Source organism: Aquicoccus porphyridii, from assembly GCF_008369105.1.
Classification (GTDB): Bacteria; Pseudomonadota; Alphaproteobacteria; order Rhodobacterales; family Rhodobacteraceae; genus Aquicoccus; species Aquicoccus porphyridii.
This window is the reverse complement of the sequence record NZ_VINQ01000024.1, coordinates 1-16,042: the sequence shown is the minus strand read 5'-3', so window position 1 is coordinate 16,042 and position 16,042 is coordinate 1. Positions and strand designations below refer to the sequence as shown.

General features: G+C 63.1%; 16 protein-coding genes. 11 read left to right on the top strand and 5 right to left on the bottom strand.

Annotated elements, in window-relative coordinates:
- The first annotated feature begins 135 nt into the window (after positions 1 to 135).
- The 11 genes from dctP (at position 136) to FLO80_RS19770 (ending at position 9,465) form a co-directional block, all read left to right on the top strand.
- Positions 136 to 1,179, top strand: a complete 1,044-nt coding sequence (gene dctP, locus FLO80_RS19820) for a TRAP transporter substrate-binding protein DctP (RefSeq protein ID WP_111369242.1) — start codon at positions 136 to 138, stop codon at positions 1,177 to 1,179.
- 90 nt (positions 1,180 to 1,269) lie between these two features.
- Positions 1,270 to 1,836: a TRAP transporter small permease subunit gene (locus tag FLO80_RS19815; protein WP_111369245.1), complete on the top strand. Its 567-nt coding sequence runs from the start codon at positions 1,270 to 1,272 to the stop codon at positions 1,834 to 1,836.
- Entirely contained in the window at positions 1,833 to 3,146 is a 1,314-nt protein-coding gene (locus tag FLO80_RS19810; RefSeq protein WP_111369248.1) for a TRAP transporter large permease, read from the top strand. Before FLO80_RS19815 ends, FLO80_RS19810 begins: the two co-directional genes overlap by 4 nt.
- A 146-nt stretch (positions 3,147 to 3,292) precedes the next feature.
- On the top strand, positions 3,293 to 4,591 hold the full coding sequence (locus FLO80_RS19805; RefSeq protein WP_111369250.1) for a malonyl-CoA decarboxylase: 1,299 nt from the start codon (positions 3,293 to 3,295) through the stop codon (positions 4,589 to 4,591).
- A gap of 102 nt (positions 4,592 to 4,693) precedes the next feature.
- Positions 4,694 to 5,308, top strand: a complete 615-nt coding sequence (locus FLO80_RS19800) for a ribonuclease D (protein ID WP_111369252.1) — start codon at positions 4,694 to 4,696, stop codon at positions 5,306 to 5,308.
- A complete protein-coding gene (locus FLO80_RS19795; protein WP_111369254.1) occupies positions 5,305 to 6,273 on the top strand; it encodes a KpsF/GutQ family sugar-phosphate isomerase in 969 nt (322 codons plus the stop codon). The genes FLO80_RS19800 and FLO80_RS19795 overlap by 4 nt, the downstream gene beginning before the upstream one ends.
- A complete protein-coding gene (gene lptC / locus FLO80_RS19790) occupies positions 6,245 to 6,889 on the top strand; it encodes an LPS export ABC transporter periplasmic protein LptC (protein WP_246156753.1) in 645 nt (214 codons plus the stop codon). The genes FLO80_RS19795 and lptC overlap by 29 nt, the downstream gene beginning before the upstream one ends.
- Positions 6,890 to 6,893: 4 nt before the next feature.
- Positions 6,894 to 7,388: a lipopolysaccharide transport periplasmic protein LptA gene (gene lptA, locus FLO80_RS19785; protein ID WP_246156752.1), complete on the top strand. Its 495-nt coding sequence runs from the start codon at positions 6,894 to 6,896 to the stop codon at positions 7,386 to 7,388.
- Complete coding sequence (gene lptB / locus FLO80_RS19780) at positions 7,381 to 8,151, top strand: LPS export ABC transporter ATP-binding protein (protein ID WP_111369258.1); 771 nt, start codon at positions 7,381 to 7,383, stop codon at positions 8,149 to 8,151. The genes lptA and lptB overlap by 8 nt, the downstream gene beginning before the upstream one ends.
- 229 nt (positions 8,152 to 8,380) lie before the next feature.
- Positions 8,381 to 8,950: a ribosome hibernation-promoting factor, HPF/YfiA family gene (gene hpf, locus FLO80_RS19775; protein WP_111369260.1), complete on the top strand. Its 570-nt coding sequence runs from the start codon at positions 8,381 to 8,383 to the stop codon at positions 8,948 to 8,950.
- Between the two features lie 50 nt (positions 8,951 to 9,000).
- Positions 9,001 to 9,465: a PTS sugar transporter subunit IIA gene (locus FLO80_RS19770; RefSeq protein ID WP_111369262.1), complete on the top strand. Its 465-nt coding sequence runs from the start codon at positions 9,001 to 9,003 to the stop codon at positions 9,463 to 9,465.
- Positions 9,466 to 9,474: 9 nt separating this feature from the next.
- On the opposite strand, the gene FLO80_RS19765 is transcribed toward FLO80_RS19770, so the two are convergent.
- From FLO80_RS19765 to galE, 5 genes are all read right to left on the bottom strand, one after another.
- Positions 9,475 to 10,902 carry a nodulation protein NodH gene (locus tag FLO80_RS19765; protein WP_111369264.1) on the bottom strand — a complete coding sequence of 476 codons (1,428 nt, stop codon included), beginning with the start codon at positions 10,900 to 10,902 and terminating at the stop codon, positions 9,475 to 9,477.
- The gene (locus FLO80_RS19760; protein ID WP_246156751.1) at positions 10,903 to 12,663 is read right to left on the bottom strand and encodes a DUF5927 domain-containing protein; all 1,761 of its coding nucleotides are present in this window, start codon (positions 12,661 to 12,663) and stop codon (positions 10,903 to 10,905) included. It abuts the gene before it with no gap.
- Entirely contained in the window at positions 12,660 to 13,646 is a 987-nt protein-coding gene (locus tag FLO80_RS19755) for a glycosyltransferase family 2 protein (protein WP_188078364.1), read from the bottom strand. The genes FLO80_RS19760 and FLO80_RS19755 overlap by 4 nt, the downstream gene beginning before the upstream one ends.
- A 75-nt stretch (positions 13,647 to 13,721) precedes the next feature.
- Positions 13,722 to 14,966 carry a glycosyltransferase gene (locus FLO80_RS19750; RefSeq protein ID WP_111369268.1) on the bottom strand — a complete coding sequence of 415 codons (1,245 nt, stop codon included), beginning with the start codon at positions 14,964 to 14,966 and terminating at the stop codon, positions 13,722 to 13,724.
- A complete protein-coding gene (galE, locus tag FLO80_RS19745; RefSeq protein WP_111369270.1) occupies positions 14,956 to 15,939 on the bottom strand; it encodes a UDP-glucose 4-epimerase GalE in 984 nt (327 codons plus the stop codon). Before galE ends, FLO80_RS19750 begins: the two co-directional genes overlap by 11 nt.
- Between the last annotated feature and the right edge of the window lie 103 nt (positions 15,940 to 16,042).

The window sequence follows — 16,042 nt, the reverse complement described above, 5'->3', positions numbered from 1 at the left end:
ATCGGCATCTGATCGAGGCGGGCCCGAGGTTCAGGCCGCTTCGCCCAAAGGGGGACAGAACCGCGCAACGTCGCGGCGACACCTTGCCAGCCGGAACGGCTGGCGGAATTTCTGCAAACCGGGAGGAATATCAAGATGACCAAGATCACAAGCTCACTGAACCGCCGCGCCATGCTGCGTGGTGCCGCGGTGGCGACCGTTGCGACCCCCGCACTGATTGGCAAGGCGATTGCGCAGGGCAAGACGACGTGGCGCGTCCAGGCACATTGGCCCAAGGCGTCCGGATCATTCCGCGACAGTCTCGGGGTCATCGCCGATCTGGTCGAGGAACGAACCGACGGCGCGTTCAAGCTCGAACTGCTGGGCGCAGGCGAATTTGCCGGCGGACCGGACATCTATAACATCGTGCGCCGTGGCGTGGTGCCGATGGGCACGATCAGCGCCTCGTATATCGTGGACCGGGCGGAAACCGCATCGTTCATCTATGGCATCCCCGGAACGCTGCGCGAATCCTGGGAAATGCAGCACGCGGTGACCAATATGGGCCTCGAGGCGATGCTGAATGAAGAGCTCGCCTCGGATGGTGTGCGGCTGATGTCGGAAAAGGTTCTGCCCACCGAAATGACCCTGTCCAAGCGGATCGAATCCGCCGATGATTTCCGGGGTCTGAAAATCCGGTCGTCGGGAACCTTGCTGGACTACCTGGCCGCTGCCGGTGCGGCACCGCAATTCGTGCCGGGTAGCGAATTGTATCAGGCACTCAGCTCGGGCGTGGTCGACGGGGCGCATTGGGGTGCCGCCATCGGTGCGCAATCCATGTCGCTGTGGGAAGTCTGCAAATACCACTACAAGCCGGTGCTGGCCCAGACGACCGACTCTTTCATCTTCAACCAGAAGGCGCTGGACGATCTCGACGACGATCTGCGCAGCGTGCTGACCCAGACGATCGAGAGCCGCTTCTTCCTGCGCACGGCCGAGTACCAGCACAAGGAAGCCATCGCCCTTGCCGAAGGTGTCCGCGACAACGGGATCGAGGTGGTGCACCTGCCCGATGACGTGTTGGAATTGTTGGCGGCGGCATCCGTCGATATTCTGGAAACAGAGGGGCAGAAGGGCGAGAAAGCCGCCAAGGCCGCCGATATCTACACGACACTGATGCGCGATCTCTCCTATATCTGATCGCATATGCCTTGCGATGCGGGCAGGTTTCTGGCCCGCATCGCGCCCCCTGAAACGCCCCGTAACCTGACTCAACAAGGAGCCGGAGCCATGTTCCTTCTGGCCAGCGCGATCACGCGCATCAACCGTTTCATCGGACGGTGGGCTTCACTTGCTGTTCTCGTGATCTTTGCCCTGCTGCTGGCCGATGTCGTCCTGCGCTATCTTGTCGGGCAACCGGCGATCTGGACGGCGGAACTGGCTACGTTGATTTTCGGCGTCTACGCGATCATCGGCGGCGGGTATCTTCTGGCAGAGCGCGGGCATGTCAATGTCGACATCTTCTATGGTGCGCTGGCCCGCAAGCGGCGGGCATTGCTCGATATCCTGACTTTTCCCCTGTTCATCCTGTTTGTCGGCGTTCTGCTGTGGCAGGGCTGGACGATTGCCTCCGAATCCATCGCCGATATGGAGCGGTCGAATTCGGTCTGGAAGGCCCCCCTTTGGCCGACCAAGGCATTGATCCCGGTCGCGGCGGTCCTGCTGCTGCTTCAGGGGTTCATCCGGTTGTGGTCCGATATCCGGGTGTTGATGAACAAACCCATTCCTGACGATGTTTTCGGCCTGCCGGGCGCCCCGGACCCCGATGAGACCACCACCCCGGAGGCTGGCAAATGAGCGTCGAACTTCTGACCCTGCTGTTCTTTGGCTGCCTGCTTGTGTTCCTGATGATGGGTGCGCCGCTGGCCTTCGTGCTGGGCGGTGTTTCGGTCGTATTCCTCTATTTCGAACTGGGCTCGATCGGGTTCTACCTGCTGGCGTCCAAGATGTGGTCGACCATGCAATCGCCCACCTTGATGGCGATCCCGTTATTCGTCTTCATGGCGATCCTGCTGGAGCGATCCGGGGTCGCCAACGACCTGTATAGCATGATGCATCAATGGTTTGGCGGGCTGCGCGGCGGGCTGGCCATCGGGACGGTGGTGATCTGCGTGATCTTTGCCGCGATGTCGGGCATTTCCGGCGCGGCCGTCGTCACCATGGGCACCATCGCCCTGCCCAAGATGCTCGAACGTGGCTATGACAAGAAACTTGCCCTTGGCGCCATCAATGCCGGTGGGGGGTGGGGTATCCTGATCCCGCCCTCGATCCTGATGGTGCTCTATTCGCTGCTGACCGAAGTGTCGGTGGGCCGGATGTTCGCTGCAGGCGTGGGGCCGGGGCTCCTGCTGTTCGTCCTGGTGTCGTTCTATATCGGCACGCGCTGCTGGCTACAGCCCGAGATGGGCCCGGCCCTGCCGCTGGATGAACGCGCAAGCTGGCCCGAGAAGCTCCGCTCGCTGCGCGCGGTGATCCTGCCGATCATGATCGTCACATTCGTTCTGGGTGCGATCTTTGGCGGTTTCGCCACCCCGACCGAGGCCGCCGCGATCGGCGTGTTCGGGTCGCTGGTGGCCACGCTGGTGAATGGTCAACTGTCCTGGCGGGTGATCCACGACGCCGCGATTTCCACGCTGAAACTGACTGCGCTGATCATGTGGATACTGTTCGCCGCCCACGCGTTTTCCGCCGCTTACACGGCGCTTGGCGCACAGAGCCTGATCGCCAACCTGATGAGCTATATCCCCGGCGGTGAATGGGGCGCGCTGTTCTTCATGCTGGTGGTGCTGTTCTTCTTCGGCATGGTGCTGGACCCGGTCGGGATCATGCTGATCACCCTGCCGGTTTTCCTGCCCGTCGTGCAAGCGGCCGGGTTTGATCCGATCTGGTTCGGTATCCTGTTCATCCTGATGATGGAAGTGGGGTACATGACCCCGCCCTTTGGCTTCAACCTGTTCTATCTCAAGGGCGTGGCGCCTCCGGGCGTGACGATGGGCGACATCTATGTCTCGGTCATTCCGTATGTTCTGGTCACGCTTCTGGGTGTCCTGATCATCGTGCTGTTCCCCCAGATTGCGCTTTACCTGCCGACCCTGTTCTACGGGTGATTCAGAACCGGGCGCGAACAGTAGCGCCGGCTTTTCGGGCGCAAGATCTGGGGGCTGTCCCGTGAGAACGTCTTCTGTCGCCATGACCGGGTGACGTGCCCGACCATGCGCAATATAGTCGCGCCGACTCAGACAGGATTGCGACCATGCCCGAGACCAGATTCATCAGCGATATGTTCCGCCGCCTTGCCGGATCGGGCCTTGGCGTGCTTGGCCGGACGCGCGCTGGCGAAGACCCGGTGGATATGTGCCACTCCCTGCTCGACACCCGCAGCGAGGTGTCGGGCCTCGTTCTTGCGCGCCATATCCTCGACCGTCTGGAACAGGCCACGCCCGAGGACCGCCGCGCCGCGTTTTCCCGTATCGCCGCCGAATTCGGGCCTGATGAAACCCGGCTGCAACATGCGCTCTCCACCTACGTCCCCGGTGATGTCGCGGCCGCACGGCGGTTGCATTTCGCCGCCGAACCCCGGTCACAGGGACTCATCCGCGCCTTCAACCGCGTGCCCGGCGCCACCGCCCGGCTGGTGCGGCTGCGGGCCGAGTTGCTGCGCGACACCCGCTCCGACCCGGCGCTGGCCAGTCTCGATCAGGACTTCCGCCACCTCTTTGCCTCGTGGTTCACCCGCGGCTTTCTCGAACTGCGCCGGATCGACTGGCGCACGCCCGCGAACGTGCTGGAGAACATCATCACCTACGAGGCGGTACACGAGATTCGCGGCTGGGATGATCTGCGCCAGCGCGTCGGTGATCCCGACCGGCGGCTTTTCGCCTTTTTCCACCCGGCCATGCCCGACGATCCGCTGATCTTTGTCGAGATCGCGCTGACCCGCGACATCCCCAAGGCCATCGGTCCGATCCTCGACCGCGACCGTGACCGCATCCCGCCGGAAAAGGCCCGGGTCGCGGTGTTCTATTCGATCTCGAATTGCCATGTCGGTCTGCGCGGCATTTCCTTCGGCAATTTCCTGATCAAGCAGGTCGTCGAGGAATTGCGCCGCGACATGGAGCAGCTTGCGACCTTTGTCACCCTCTCGCCGGTCCCGGGCCTGCGCCGCTGGGTGGGCGAGGAGATGCAGACCGAGGAAGGGCTCATTCCCAAACGCCTGCGCAAGACTCTGTCCGAACTGGAAGGTGACACGCCCCCCGATCCCGCAACGCTGCGCGAGGTGACAGCGCTGTACCTCACCCGTGCCCACCGGGCGAGCGGTGGCGCGCTCGATCCGGTTGCGCATTTCCATCTCGGCAACGGTGCGATCCTTGCCCACGCCCATGCCGAGGCCGACGCGAGCCCGCGCGGCATGGCGAATTCATGGGGGGCCATGGTCAATTACCTCTATGATGACAGCCGGATCGAGACCAATCACCAATCCTATGCCAATACCGGCGACATTGCCCTGTCCTCCGAGATTCGCGCGCTTGCGTCACAGGCGGCCAAGGGCTGAGTGCGGGCCGCCGAACTCGCCCCTTGATCTCGTCCGGGCCACATCTGATAAGACCCCAACGGCCCGACGGGGCCACACTTGACAGCCAGAGGCGCAACCCACATGGCCAACCATCTCTATAATGGCGACCTTCCCGACGGGCTCGATATCGGTCTGGTCGTCGCGATCGACTGTGAAACCATGGGCCTCAACCCCCATCGTGACCGGCTTTGCCTCGTGCAGATGTCGGGCGGCGATGGCGACGCCCATCTCGTCCAGATCATGAAGGGCCAGACCGAGGCACCCAACCTGACCGCGATGTTGTCCAACCCGGACGTGCTCAAGCTCTTCCATTTCGGCCGGTTCGATATCGCCGTCTTGCTGCACACATTCGGCGTGATGACCGCGCCGGTCTACTGCACCAAGATCGCCTCGAAGCTGGTGCGCACCTACACCGACCGCCATGGGCTCAAGCACTTGTTGCAGGAATTGCTGGGCGTGGACATCTCCAAGCAACAGCAGATGTCCGACTGGGGTGCCGAAGAGCTGAGCGAGGCCCAGCTTGATTACGCCGCCTCGGATGTGCTCTATCTCCACGCCCTGCGCGAAAAACTCGAAGAGCGGCTTGCCCGCGAAGGCCGCACCGAGATCGCACAGGCATGTTTCCGCTTCCTGCCAACCCGCGCCGAACTCGATCTGGCGGGCTGGCCGGAAACGGATATCTTTGCCCACACATGACCGACCATGAAACATTCCTCGCCACCGCGCGGCGCGTGATCCGCACCGAGGCCGACGCGCTGAGCATGCTGGCCGACGGGCTCGACGATGGATTTGCCGCCGCGATTGACCTCATGCTGGCCGTTCGGGGCCGCGTGATCGTCTCGGGCATGGGCAAATCCGGCCACGTCGCGCGCAAGATCGCGGCGACGCTGGCCAGCACCGGCACGCCCGCGCAATTCGTCCACCCCGCCGAGGCCAGCCACGGCGATCTGGGCATGATGGTGCAGGGCGACGTGGTGCTGATGCTCTCGAACTCCGGCGAAACGCCCGAACTGGCCGACATGATCGCCTATACCCGGCGCTTTTCGATCCCGATGATCGGGGTTGCCTCGCATGCGCACTCCACGCTTCTCAAACAGGCCGATGTCGCCATCGTCCTGCCCCCGGCGGACGAGGCCTGCGGCACCGGCGTCGTGCCCACCTCCACCACGACCATGACCCTTGCGCTGGGCGATGCGCTGGCCGTCGCGCTGATGGAGCACCGCGCCTTCACCCCCGAGCATTTCCGCGAGTTTCATCCCGGCGGCAAGCTGGGCGCGCGGCTCAGCCGGGTGCGCGACCTGATGCATGCCGGCGCTGCGCTGCCGCTGGTCACCGGTGAAACCCCCATGACCGACGCGCTTCTCGAAATCAGCAGCAAGGGCTTTGGCGTGGTCGGTGTCACCGACGCGGGCGGTCTGCTCGACGGCATCATCACCGATGGCGATTTGCGCCGTCACATGGCCGGGCTTCTCGATCACAAGGCCGGTGACGTGATGACCCGAACCCCCCGCACCATCGCCCCCGAGGCGCTGGCCGAAGAGGCGGTCGCGGTGATGAACGCGGCCAAGATCACCTGTCTTTTCGTCACCGACGCGGGCAATGGCGGTCGGCCTCTAGGGCTGATCCATATCCATGATTGCCTGCGCATCGGGCTGGGCTGAGATGTTCGGGCGGGGCGATTTCTATTCGCGCCTCGTCGCGTGGCTCAAGATCCTGCTGCCGCTGGCCGCGCTGGGCATTCTCTCCACGCTGTTTCTCCTGTCGCGCAATATCGACCCGGCGACCACGATCCCCTTTACCACCATCGACCTGCGTGAACGGGCGCGTGACGAACGGGTCACCGCGCCCGAATTCGCCGGGGCCACGGAACAGGGCGACCTGATCCTGTTCCGCTCCTCCTCGGCCCGTCCCGACCCCGAGAACCCGTCGCGCGGTCTTGCCGACACGCTCTCTGCCCGGATCACTTTCGCCAGCGGCGCGACGATCACCTTCACCGCCGAGGAAGGGATCGTCGATCAGCGGCGTGACCGGGCCGAGCTGAGCGGCGATGTCGTGGTGACAAGCTCCACGGGCTATGAAATCACGACCGAGCACCTGATTTCCGGCATGCGCACGATCCACGCCGAAACCCCCGGCGCGGTCGCGGGAACCGGGCCACCGGGGGATTTCACCGCCGGGCGTATGTTGCTGACCACGGATGAGAACGGCGAAAATGCACGGCTGCTCTTCACCGATGGTGTCAAACTGCTATATGATCCGCAGGATACCAAGGAATAATCCAGTGACCAAAACGCTTTTACGCCCTCTCGCCGCTGCCCTCTGCCTTGCCCTCCTGCCCGTGATCGCGGCTGCACAGGGGGCCGAGATCGCCTTTGGCAATGTCGAACAGGACCCCTCCCAACCGGTCGAGGTCACCGCCGAAAGCCTCTCGGTCGATCAGGATGACGGCACCGCGATCTTTACCGGCGACGTGTTGATCGTGCAGGGCGAAATGCGCCTCGCCGCCCCCAAGGTCGAGGTGTTCTATGACGAGGCCGGAAACCGCATCCAGCGGCTCAAGGCGTCGGGCGGCGTCACGCTGGTGTCGGGCGACGATGCCGCCGAGGCCGCCAATGCCGATTACTCGGTCGAAAGCGGCACGATCTTCATGCAGGGCGACGTGCTCCTGATGCAGGGGCAATCGACGCTCACTGCCGACCGGATGACGGTCGATACCCGTGACGGCACTGCCCGGATGGAGGGCCGCGTCAGGACGGTGCTGCAATCCAATGACTGACGCAGCCGCAAAACCCGGCCTCACGCTCACCCGGGGAAGCTCGGGCCTGCGCATCCGCAACCTGCGCAAAAGCTACAAGAAGCGCGTCGTCATCCGCGATGTCACCATGGATCTCGAACGCGGAGAGGTGGTCGGCCTGCTCGGCCCCAACGGCTCGGGCAAGACGACCTGCTTCTACGCGATCTGCGGGCTGGTCTTCCCCGAGGGCGGGCAGGTGCTGGTTGACGGGCGCGACGTGACCGGCCTGCCGATGTATCGCCGCGCGAAACTGGGCATCGGTTACCTGCCGCAGGAAATGTCGATCTTTCGCGGCATGAGTGTCGAGGACAACATCCTCTCGGTACTCGAAATCTCGGAATCCGACCGTCACAAACGCCGCGAGCGGCTCGAAGAGCTGTTGTCGGATTTTTCCATCGAGCATCTGCGTCGCGCGCCCGCGCTGGCCCTCTCGGGCGGTGAGCGGCGGCGCGTCGAAATCGCCCGCTGCCTTGCGGCCAACCCCAATTACCTCCTGCTCGACGAACCTTTTGCCGGGGTCGATCCGATCAGTGTGAATGACATCCGCCACCTTGTCGCCGATCTCAAGAAACGCGGCATCGGTGTGCTGATCACCGATCACAATGTGCGCGAAACCCTCGAAATCGTCGACCGCGCCTATATCCTGCACGACGGCAAGGTCCTGATGTCGGGCAGCCCTGTGGACGTGGTGGAAAACGAAAATGTGCGCCGCGTCTATCTTGGCGAGAATTTTCGCATTTCGTGAAGATAAACCTCTCGCGATGCGACACCGGATTCGATTGACTTGCCCGCTTCGATTACTCCAAACTGATCTCATGACAGTCGTGGATACCGCCCTGCCCCCCGTTTTGACCTGCATGTCAGGCGACGATGGCGGACAAGTATCGCGGCGGTCATGTTTCAGCATTCGGGAATAACAAGAACCGCGGGACAACCCCCGGAAAACGCCCGAATTGTCACGCAAAGGAGACAAGATGCGCTATCAGATCAGCGGAAAACACATCGACATCGGCACCGCACTCCAGACCCATGTTCAGGACGAACTCGGCGCGGTTATCAGCAAATATGCAGAACGTCCCACCGATGCGAACGTCATCTTTTCCAAAAGCGCGCACGAGTTTGTCTGCGAAGCCATTGTGCATCTCTCGACCGGTCTGACCGCGTCGGCCAAGGCCCATGCCACTGAAATCTATTCCGCTTTTGATGCTTGCGCTGGCAAGATGGAAAAGCAATTGCGCCGCTACAAGCGGCGGTTGAAGGACCATCACCGCGAGCGGGCCGAACCGGTTGAACTTATGCAGGCGTCCTCGTATATCCTCGCCTCAGATCACGAAGACGAGGATTCGGAACCCGAGAACCTTCAACCCATCATCGTGGCCGAGATGGAAACCAGTATTCCATCCCTTTCTGTCGGAGAGGCGGTCATGCATATGGAACTCGCGGGCGCCCCGGTTCTTGTTTTCCGCAACGAGGGAAAAGACGGGCTAAACGTCGTATATCGCCGCGATGACGGCAATATCGGCTGGATCGACCCGCAAAACTGAGGTGATCGGGTCGCGCCGCGTCCCGCATTGTCGGAGCGACAGAGATACAGATGGAACTTTCCAGCATCCTCAAGGCAGAGGCGGTCAAGGTCATCTCGACCGCCTCAAGCAAGAAGCGCCTGCTTCATGAAATGGGCGAGATCGCGAGCGCGGTCTATGGTATCGACACCGCCCGCGCGGTCGACGCATTGCTCGAGCGTGAAAGCCTCGGTCCGACCGGGGTCGGCCATGGCGTCGCCCTGCCACATGCCCGCATCGAGGATGTCGATCAGGTGATCGGCGTGTTCGTGATGCTGGAAAAGCCCATCGAATTCGAAGCGGTCGATCGTCAGCCGGTCGACATCGCCTTCGCGCTCTTCGCCCCGAAAGAGGCGGGCGTCGAACATCTCAAGGCGCTGGCGCGGGTGTCGCGCACCCTGCGTGATGCCGATGTCTGCACCAAGCTGCGGGCCAATTCCGACCCGGCCACGCTCTATACCATCCTGACCGAGAACCAGTCGGTTCAGGCCGCATAGAACCAGCGTTCAGCCGCGCCAGGCCCCGAAGCCAAAGACCATGTAATCGCGCTGATAGGCGTCCTGCGCGGCGGCCTCGATCTCCTCGTCATAGATCTCGGCAAGGGTGATTGGCCCTTCGGCGGGGGCCCCGCCCGGGTTCGGCGCATCGGCATACCCCACCTGCTGGGCAATCGCCGGCAGGTAGGCGGCCAGCTCCTCTTCGCGCAGCACGAAATCGGGCAGGGCGAAACTGCCCATGCCATGCAGAATACCCGCCTGGCTGGCCCAGGCCGCATCCTGCCGCACCGCGCTTTGCCCCGACAGGTTGGCCTTGACGAAATCAAGGAACGCCAGGAATGCGGCGCGATGCTCGACCGGGCCCCAGGCGCCATCCGGTTCCACGGCGGGAATGGGCAGCTTGTGAACCCGGCGAAGCGTCTTGCGAATATTGGCGAAGCTGCCCGTCCCGGTCATCAGGATGCGGCTGACAAAGGCATGATGCGCCCGCGCCACCGGATGCCGCAGCACGGTGAACGACCGGTGCCCCGGGTTGCTCCGCATCCAGTGCCGCAGGCTCTTCTGGTTGAAATCGCCCAACAGCGCCGTCTCGTCCACCCCGTCAAGCGCGGCCATCCACGCGCGCATCTCGGCCTCTGGCCCCGACCGGATCGGCAGATACATCAGCGGCGCCTTGGCACAGGCGACATAGCTTGGCACCACCGCGCCGCGCCGCGGCTCGAAATTCGGGGTCCGGCTCAGGTTGAACCGGTCGAGATCGGCCAGCGCGTCGCGCATCTCGTCGAAATTCTCGACCTTCTCGGAAATCGGCTCGGGGTTCTGCCGCTTGAGGTTCTTTTCCAGGCTGTCGAGCCGGTCCGGCTGACCCAGCCACCGGGCGATGCCGTTCATCACCTCGACATCCTGCAAATCCTCATAGGCGACATGGAACGCGGTCTGCCCCGTGGTCTGAAGCGCCCTGAGCAGCATCACCTGGAAATCCTGCAACTCTTCGAGATGCGCCTTGAACTCGCCTGCGTCGAATCGCGCTTTCGCCTCCTTGCGCTTGTGCACGTTGGTCAGCTTCCATTGCCCCGTCGCCTGCGCGATCTTCCAGCTTACGTAGCTTTCCACCGGGTTGCGCGTCAGGATGATCTTGGCACAGCGCGGGTCCGACAGGATGGGTTCCAGAACCCTCGGGTCGTGATCGTGAAAGAACCGGAACCCCGCGATGCCCTGCGCGTGTTTCACCGCATGGACGAGCGTCATCGGGTCGTGGTTGCGCGTCTCCTCGCTCACGCCAAGACAATCCTCGCGATTGGGATAGCCGATGAAATGCGGATTGAACGCCTCGCCCAGGCAGGAAATGCCCGGAAAGGCGTTGAGGTTCGATTCAAGGAAATTCGAACCGGTCCGCATCTCGGCGAACACGACAAAATAATCGAACGGGCTCTGCATCTATTGCACCAGGTAGGGTTTGCGGGGCTTTCCGTTGTCGCTTCCAACCGGTTCGCCCACCACCGGAAAGTCGCCCATCAGATAGGGGTGCATCCCCTGGTTCTTGAGGTTCTGCAGGAACTGCCCGAACCCGGTCAGATCGGTCATTCGCGGCGCTTCGGCCAGCCGCCGCAACCCCCTGTTGCCGATCTCGTCGATGATGGACTGAAGCGATTCCATCGGGCTTTCGATGAAATCCGCCATGGTCCAGATGCGGATGCGCGCCTTGGAATAGGGGCTGCGCAGCACGTCGAGATGCTCGCTCTCGATTTTCTGAAGCTGCGCCGCCTCGGCCCGGATATCGGCGAAATTGCGGTTCGATTTGAACAGGGGCACGGCCCAGGCCCCGCTGATCACGCTGATCTGGGCATTCGGGTCGCGCGCGATCATCCAGCTCAGGTTCGTGTCGGGCTCGTCCCGCGGAGTCTTGCCGGGACAGGGGATATCGGCGGGGCCAAGCTGAAAGCATTGCCGCTCGCCGCGCGTGTTCCAGATCAGGCTGGTCAGGAACGCATTGCGGTTATAATCGCGCGCCACCGGACTGTTGGACAGCGCCCCGTTGACGACGGGCTGGTCGCCCGCATATTCCACCCGACCCGGCGCAAACAGATGCCCATGCACCCGCGCGCCGGTGGCCTTGGCGAGCCACGGCTCGAAATCCTCGAACAGTTCGGCAAACCCCTGGAATACCGAATACTGCCCGCCCGTCATGCCGTTTTCCCAACCCTTGTTGGGGAACCGGCTTTGCATGAAAAGCCCCGGCCGCCCGCGTGTGCGCCGCTCCACCGCCTTGGCGAAAATCCGGTCGATCTTGCCGGGGTTCGGCTCGGTCCGGTTCATCGCGGCATCGGGACCGGTCAGGAAAACCTCGTAAAGACGGTCGGCATGGGCCCAGATCTTGCGCGCCACGAAACAATCCGACCGCCGCAACAGTTGCAGGTGGTCGTCGTAGAAAATATGCGGCTTGCCCTGGAAATCGAACTTCGACAGGGTCAGCGAACGGCTCTCGATATTGGTGGAATAGAGCCGGGCCAGCGTCTGGAAATAGCTCTCGTCGGGAATCCAGACCCGCCGGAAATAACGGTCATGTGTCGGCCGCTCGGGGTCTTGAAGAATGGCCGAAAGGGTTTGCCGCGTCAGGCACCACCACTGGCTGCCCATATGCGGCAGGATATTGTGGGGAATCTTCCGCTTGAACCCGACCGCCCGCTGGATCGCGACGTAGCGGTCAAAGAGATGCCGCTGCCGCTTCCACGAGAACGGAAACCGCAGGGTAAAGCGTTCCTCGTCCAATCCCCCCACGGTCCAAGGCACATCCGCCGTTGTCGCGCTTTCGATGAAATCGGTGCGCGGCCGCTCGGCAAGGTAGTCGATCAACTCCTGCACCGGGCGCAACGGCAGGCACGACCCACTGGCCAGGTAGACATGCCGCACCTGTGGAAACTGCGCCAGCATCAGCTCGCTGGCTTCCTGCGTCGCGGCAACGATACCCCACGTGCCCCATTCACAGCGGTGGCGCTGCGAAAACTGGATATCCGGCAGATCCGCCAATGCCGCGCGAAACGCCTCATAGGCCTTCTTCGGCGTGGACTTGTCGCAATGGATCACCACCGGGCAGCCCGCCGCATGCCAGTGCCGCGCCACCTGCTCGGCCCGGCCCAGCGCGGTATGCACCAGCATCACGATGCCGACGCTGCCCCAATGTGGCGGCCTGCGGGTCATGCCCAGTTCCCCTTGGACATCAGCCCCAGAATCTCAAGCTGCCGCCAGTTGATGTATTTCTCGCTCCACTTGCACCAAAGCTCGGGGTTCTGGGCAAGGCTCTCGGCATAGGCCTTGTATTCGATGCTGGCGGCGTAATGCTGTTTGCGGTCCAGCTCTTCCTGCGCCTTGACGGTGAACGTATCGAGGAACTTCGTGTGCAAGAGCACGCCGCTGGCCTTCTCGCCGCCCCATTCGTCATAAACGAGGTTCAGCCCCCGTGGCAAAAGCATGTGGGTCGAGCTGACATAGGCATAGCGCCGGTCCCACTTGACCAGCGGGATCTTGTTGAGCGCCGGGGCCTTTTCCGGCATGTCGCGGAAAAACACCCGCGCCCGTGGCCCGCCCTGGACCCAGAGGTTGCCGAACTTGCCGTTCTTTTCGATCGTGTAATTGCCGCTGTCGAACCAACTGGTGATTTCCAGCGGGTTCTGCCCCTCCTGATAGGGCTGCGCGTCGATCCGCCCCTTGGGATACATGTCGAGCAGCATCGCGCTGAACGACTTGATCGACGACGCATCGAGCCAGTCGGTCAGCGCCCTGAGCGGCCTTGTATCGCAGAACGGATAGACAAGAAACTCGTCCGGATCGACCACCAGCGTCCAGTGCCCGTGCCCGTGCTGCCATTGCAGCCAGTTGAGCCAATCAACCCCGAACCGCGACCGCTTGTAACTCTTGCGCGTGTGCCAGACCGAAACATCGGGCTGTTTCATCAGGTATTCAAGGCTGCCATCGTCGCTGTCATTATCCACGATCAGGAAGTGATTGACCCCCATCTCGCGATAATAATTCAGGAAATAGGGCAGGCGGATCTTCTCGTTGCGCTGGGTCGAGAAAAGCAGGATGTCATCGGGCCTGATCTGTGCCGTGCGATCCGAAATGGATCGCAATTCACGCCGCTTGCGAAACGCGCGGATTCGCCAACGCTTGCGTTGAAGCCTCAGACGGTATGACTGCACAACGCCCAATGACGCCCCTCTTTACACATGGCAGGAAGTCGCGGAACCGCCTGAACCCTATCACGCCATCTTTAAGACCGCGTTGAAATGCCTGTCCCACGTCGGAGGCTCGAAACCCTTGGCCGTGTGGCCGGTTTCTGCCTTGCCTGCCCTCTGACTGTTTGCCAAAGACGCTATTCTTCGTTGCCAGAGATAGCTGTCCTTCAGGCTTGCGTAAACGGGAATATCCCCAAGCACGTCCTTGTAAACCGGCAAATCGGCACAGATCACCGGAACCCCCATCGCCGCCGCCTCGGCCATCGGCAGGCCGAACCCTTCGGCAAAGCTGGGATAAAGCGCGCCCGCCGCGCCCTGCAAAAGTGCCGCGATCGCCCCGTCGCTCAGGTCGCCATATTCGTGAATATGCGCGCCCAGAAGCGCGGATCGGTCAAGGCGAAAGAACAACTCCTCGTTCATCCAGCCCCGCTGCCCGCAAATGACCAGATGCGGCATGTCCTGCGGGATCGTCTGTTTCACCATCCGCTCCCAGATATCGAGCAGAAGCGCATGGTTCTTGCGTGGCTCAAGTGTGCCGACGGTGACAAAGTAGACCCCCGCGGGCGGCAACCCCTTGGGAAGATCGCCGGGCCGTGGCTCGGTCACCTCGACACCCAGCTTCGCGACCAGCCCCGGCGGAACGCGCCCGATCTCTTCCAGATGGCGCTCGGCACTTTGCCTCGTGTGGCGCGAATTATAGATGACAAGGTCGGCATCGCGGCTGACCCGCCCGATCATCTGCCGGAACCGCGCGATGCTCTCGGGCCGTTGGTAAAGCGGATGGTCAAGCGGGATCGTGTCATGCACCAACACGTTCACCGTGCCACCCAACCCCTGTTTCACCGCCCGTGTCACCCGTTCGGTCAGGTTGGTATGACCCACGTTGAAATAGCGCGTGCCCTGCGGCAGGTGCCGCCGCAGCATCCGTTTCAGACCCGGGCGCACGGTCCGTGCCCGCGCCAGCCGCCGCGCGTCCGACTGCCCGCGCCGCTGCGCCGGGTCAAGCCTGCGCGCGAGCCGCGACAACCGGTCCGCTGTCCCCCACGGCACCCGCCCCTCGACCCGCTCGGCAATCGCGCGCATGCCGTCCTCGTCCAGCAGGATGTAACCCAGCGACGTGCGCACAAGGCCAAAACCGGGCACCTTCGCCGCCAGCAACGCCCGCAGATAGGCCAGTTCCACCCGGTCCACGCCGGTCTGCACCCGCCCCGCCCGACTGATCAGCCGGGTCAGGTCCAAAAGCCGCGCCTCGCCCGGTCTATCGCTCATAATGGCCCGCCTGGTGCCAGCGCCACGCATCCGCGATCATCCGGTCCAGCGTCGACCGGCCCGGTGTCCAGCCCAGTTCCTGCCCGGCCCGCACCGACCCCGACACCAGCCGCGTCGCATCCCCCGCCCGCCTTGGCCCCTCGACAATCGGCACCGTCCGGCCGGTCACCGCCTCGGCGGCCGCGATCACCGCGCGCACGGAAAAACCGTGCCCGGTGCCAAGGTTGAACACCCGGCTGCCCTTGCCTGCCTCAAGCCAGCGCAACCCCAGGACATGCGCCTCGACCAGGTCGCTCACATGCACGTAATCGCGGATGCAGGTGCCGTCGGGCGTGTCGTAATCGGTGCCGAACACCGTGAGCGCCCCGCGCCGCCCGTCAACCGCGTCAAGGATCAGCGGCACAAGATGCGTCTCGGGCCGGTGAAACTCGCCGACCTCGGCCTCCTCATCCGCGCCCGCCACGTTGAAATAGCGAAAGATCACCGATCGCAGCCCATGCGCCGCCCCGAAATCCGCCAGCATCTCTTCGATGGCCCGCTTGGACTTGCCATAGGCGTTGATCGGATGCTGGGCGCAACCCTCGTCCAGAACCACGTTGTCCTGATCGCCATAGGTCGCACAGGTCGAACTGAACACGAACTTCTCGCACTCCGCCGCCACCGCCGCCTCGATCAGGTTGAGAGAACCCGCAACATTGTTGCGCCAATATGTGCCGGGTCGCGCCATGCTCTCGCCCACCTGGCTCAGCGCGGCGAAATGCATCACCGCGTCGGGCCGGTGGGCGGCAAACACCGCGTCGAGGCGCGCCCGGTCGAGAAGATCGCCTTGCTCGAACGGGCCGAACTTCACCGCCTCCTGCCAGCCGGTGGCAAGATTGTCGAACGTGACCGGCGTGATCCCTGCCCGCGCCAGAACCTTGCATGCGTGCGAGCCGATATAACCCGCTCCGCCCGTTACCAGAACTGTCGTCACGATTGCCCTCCGGCCCGGAACGCGGGCTTACTGCGCCGCCCTGTCCACATGCAAAAGGTCCTGAAGATATTCCATCAACCCGTCGCGCAGATCCTCGCGCGCA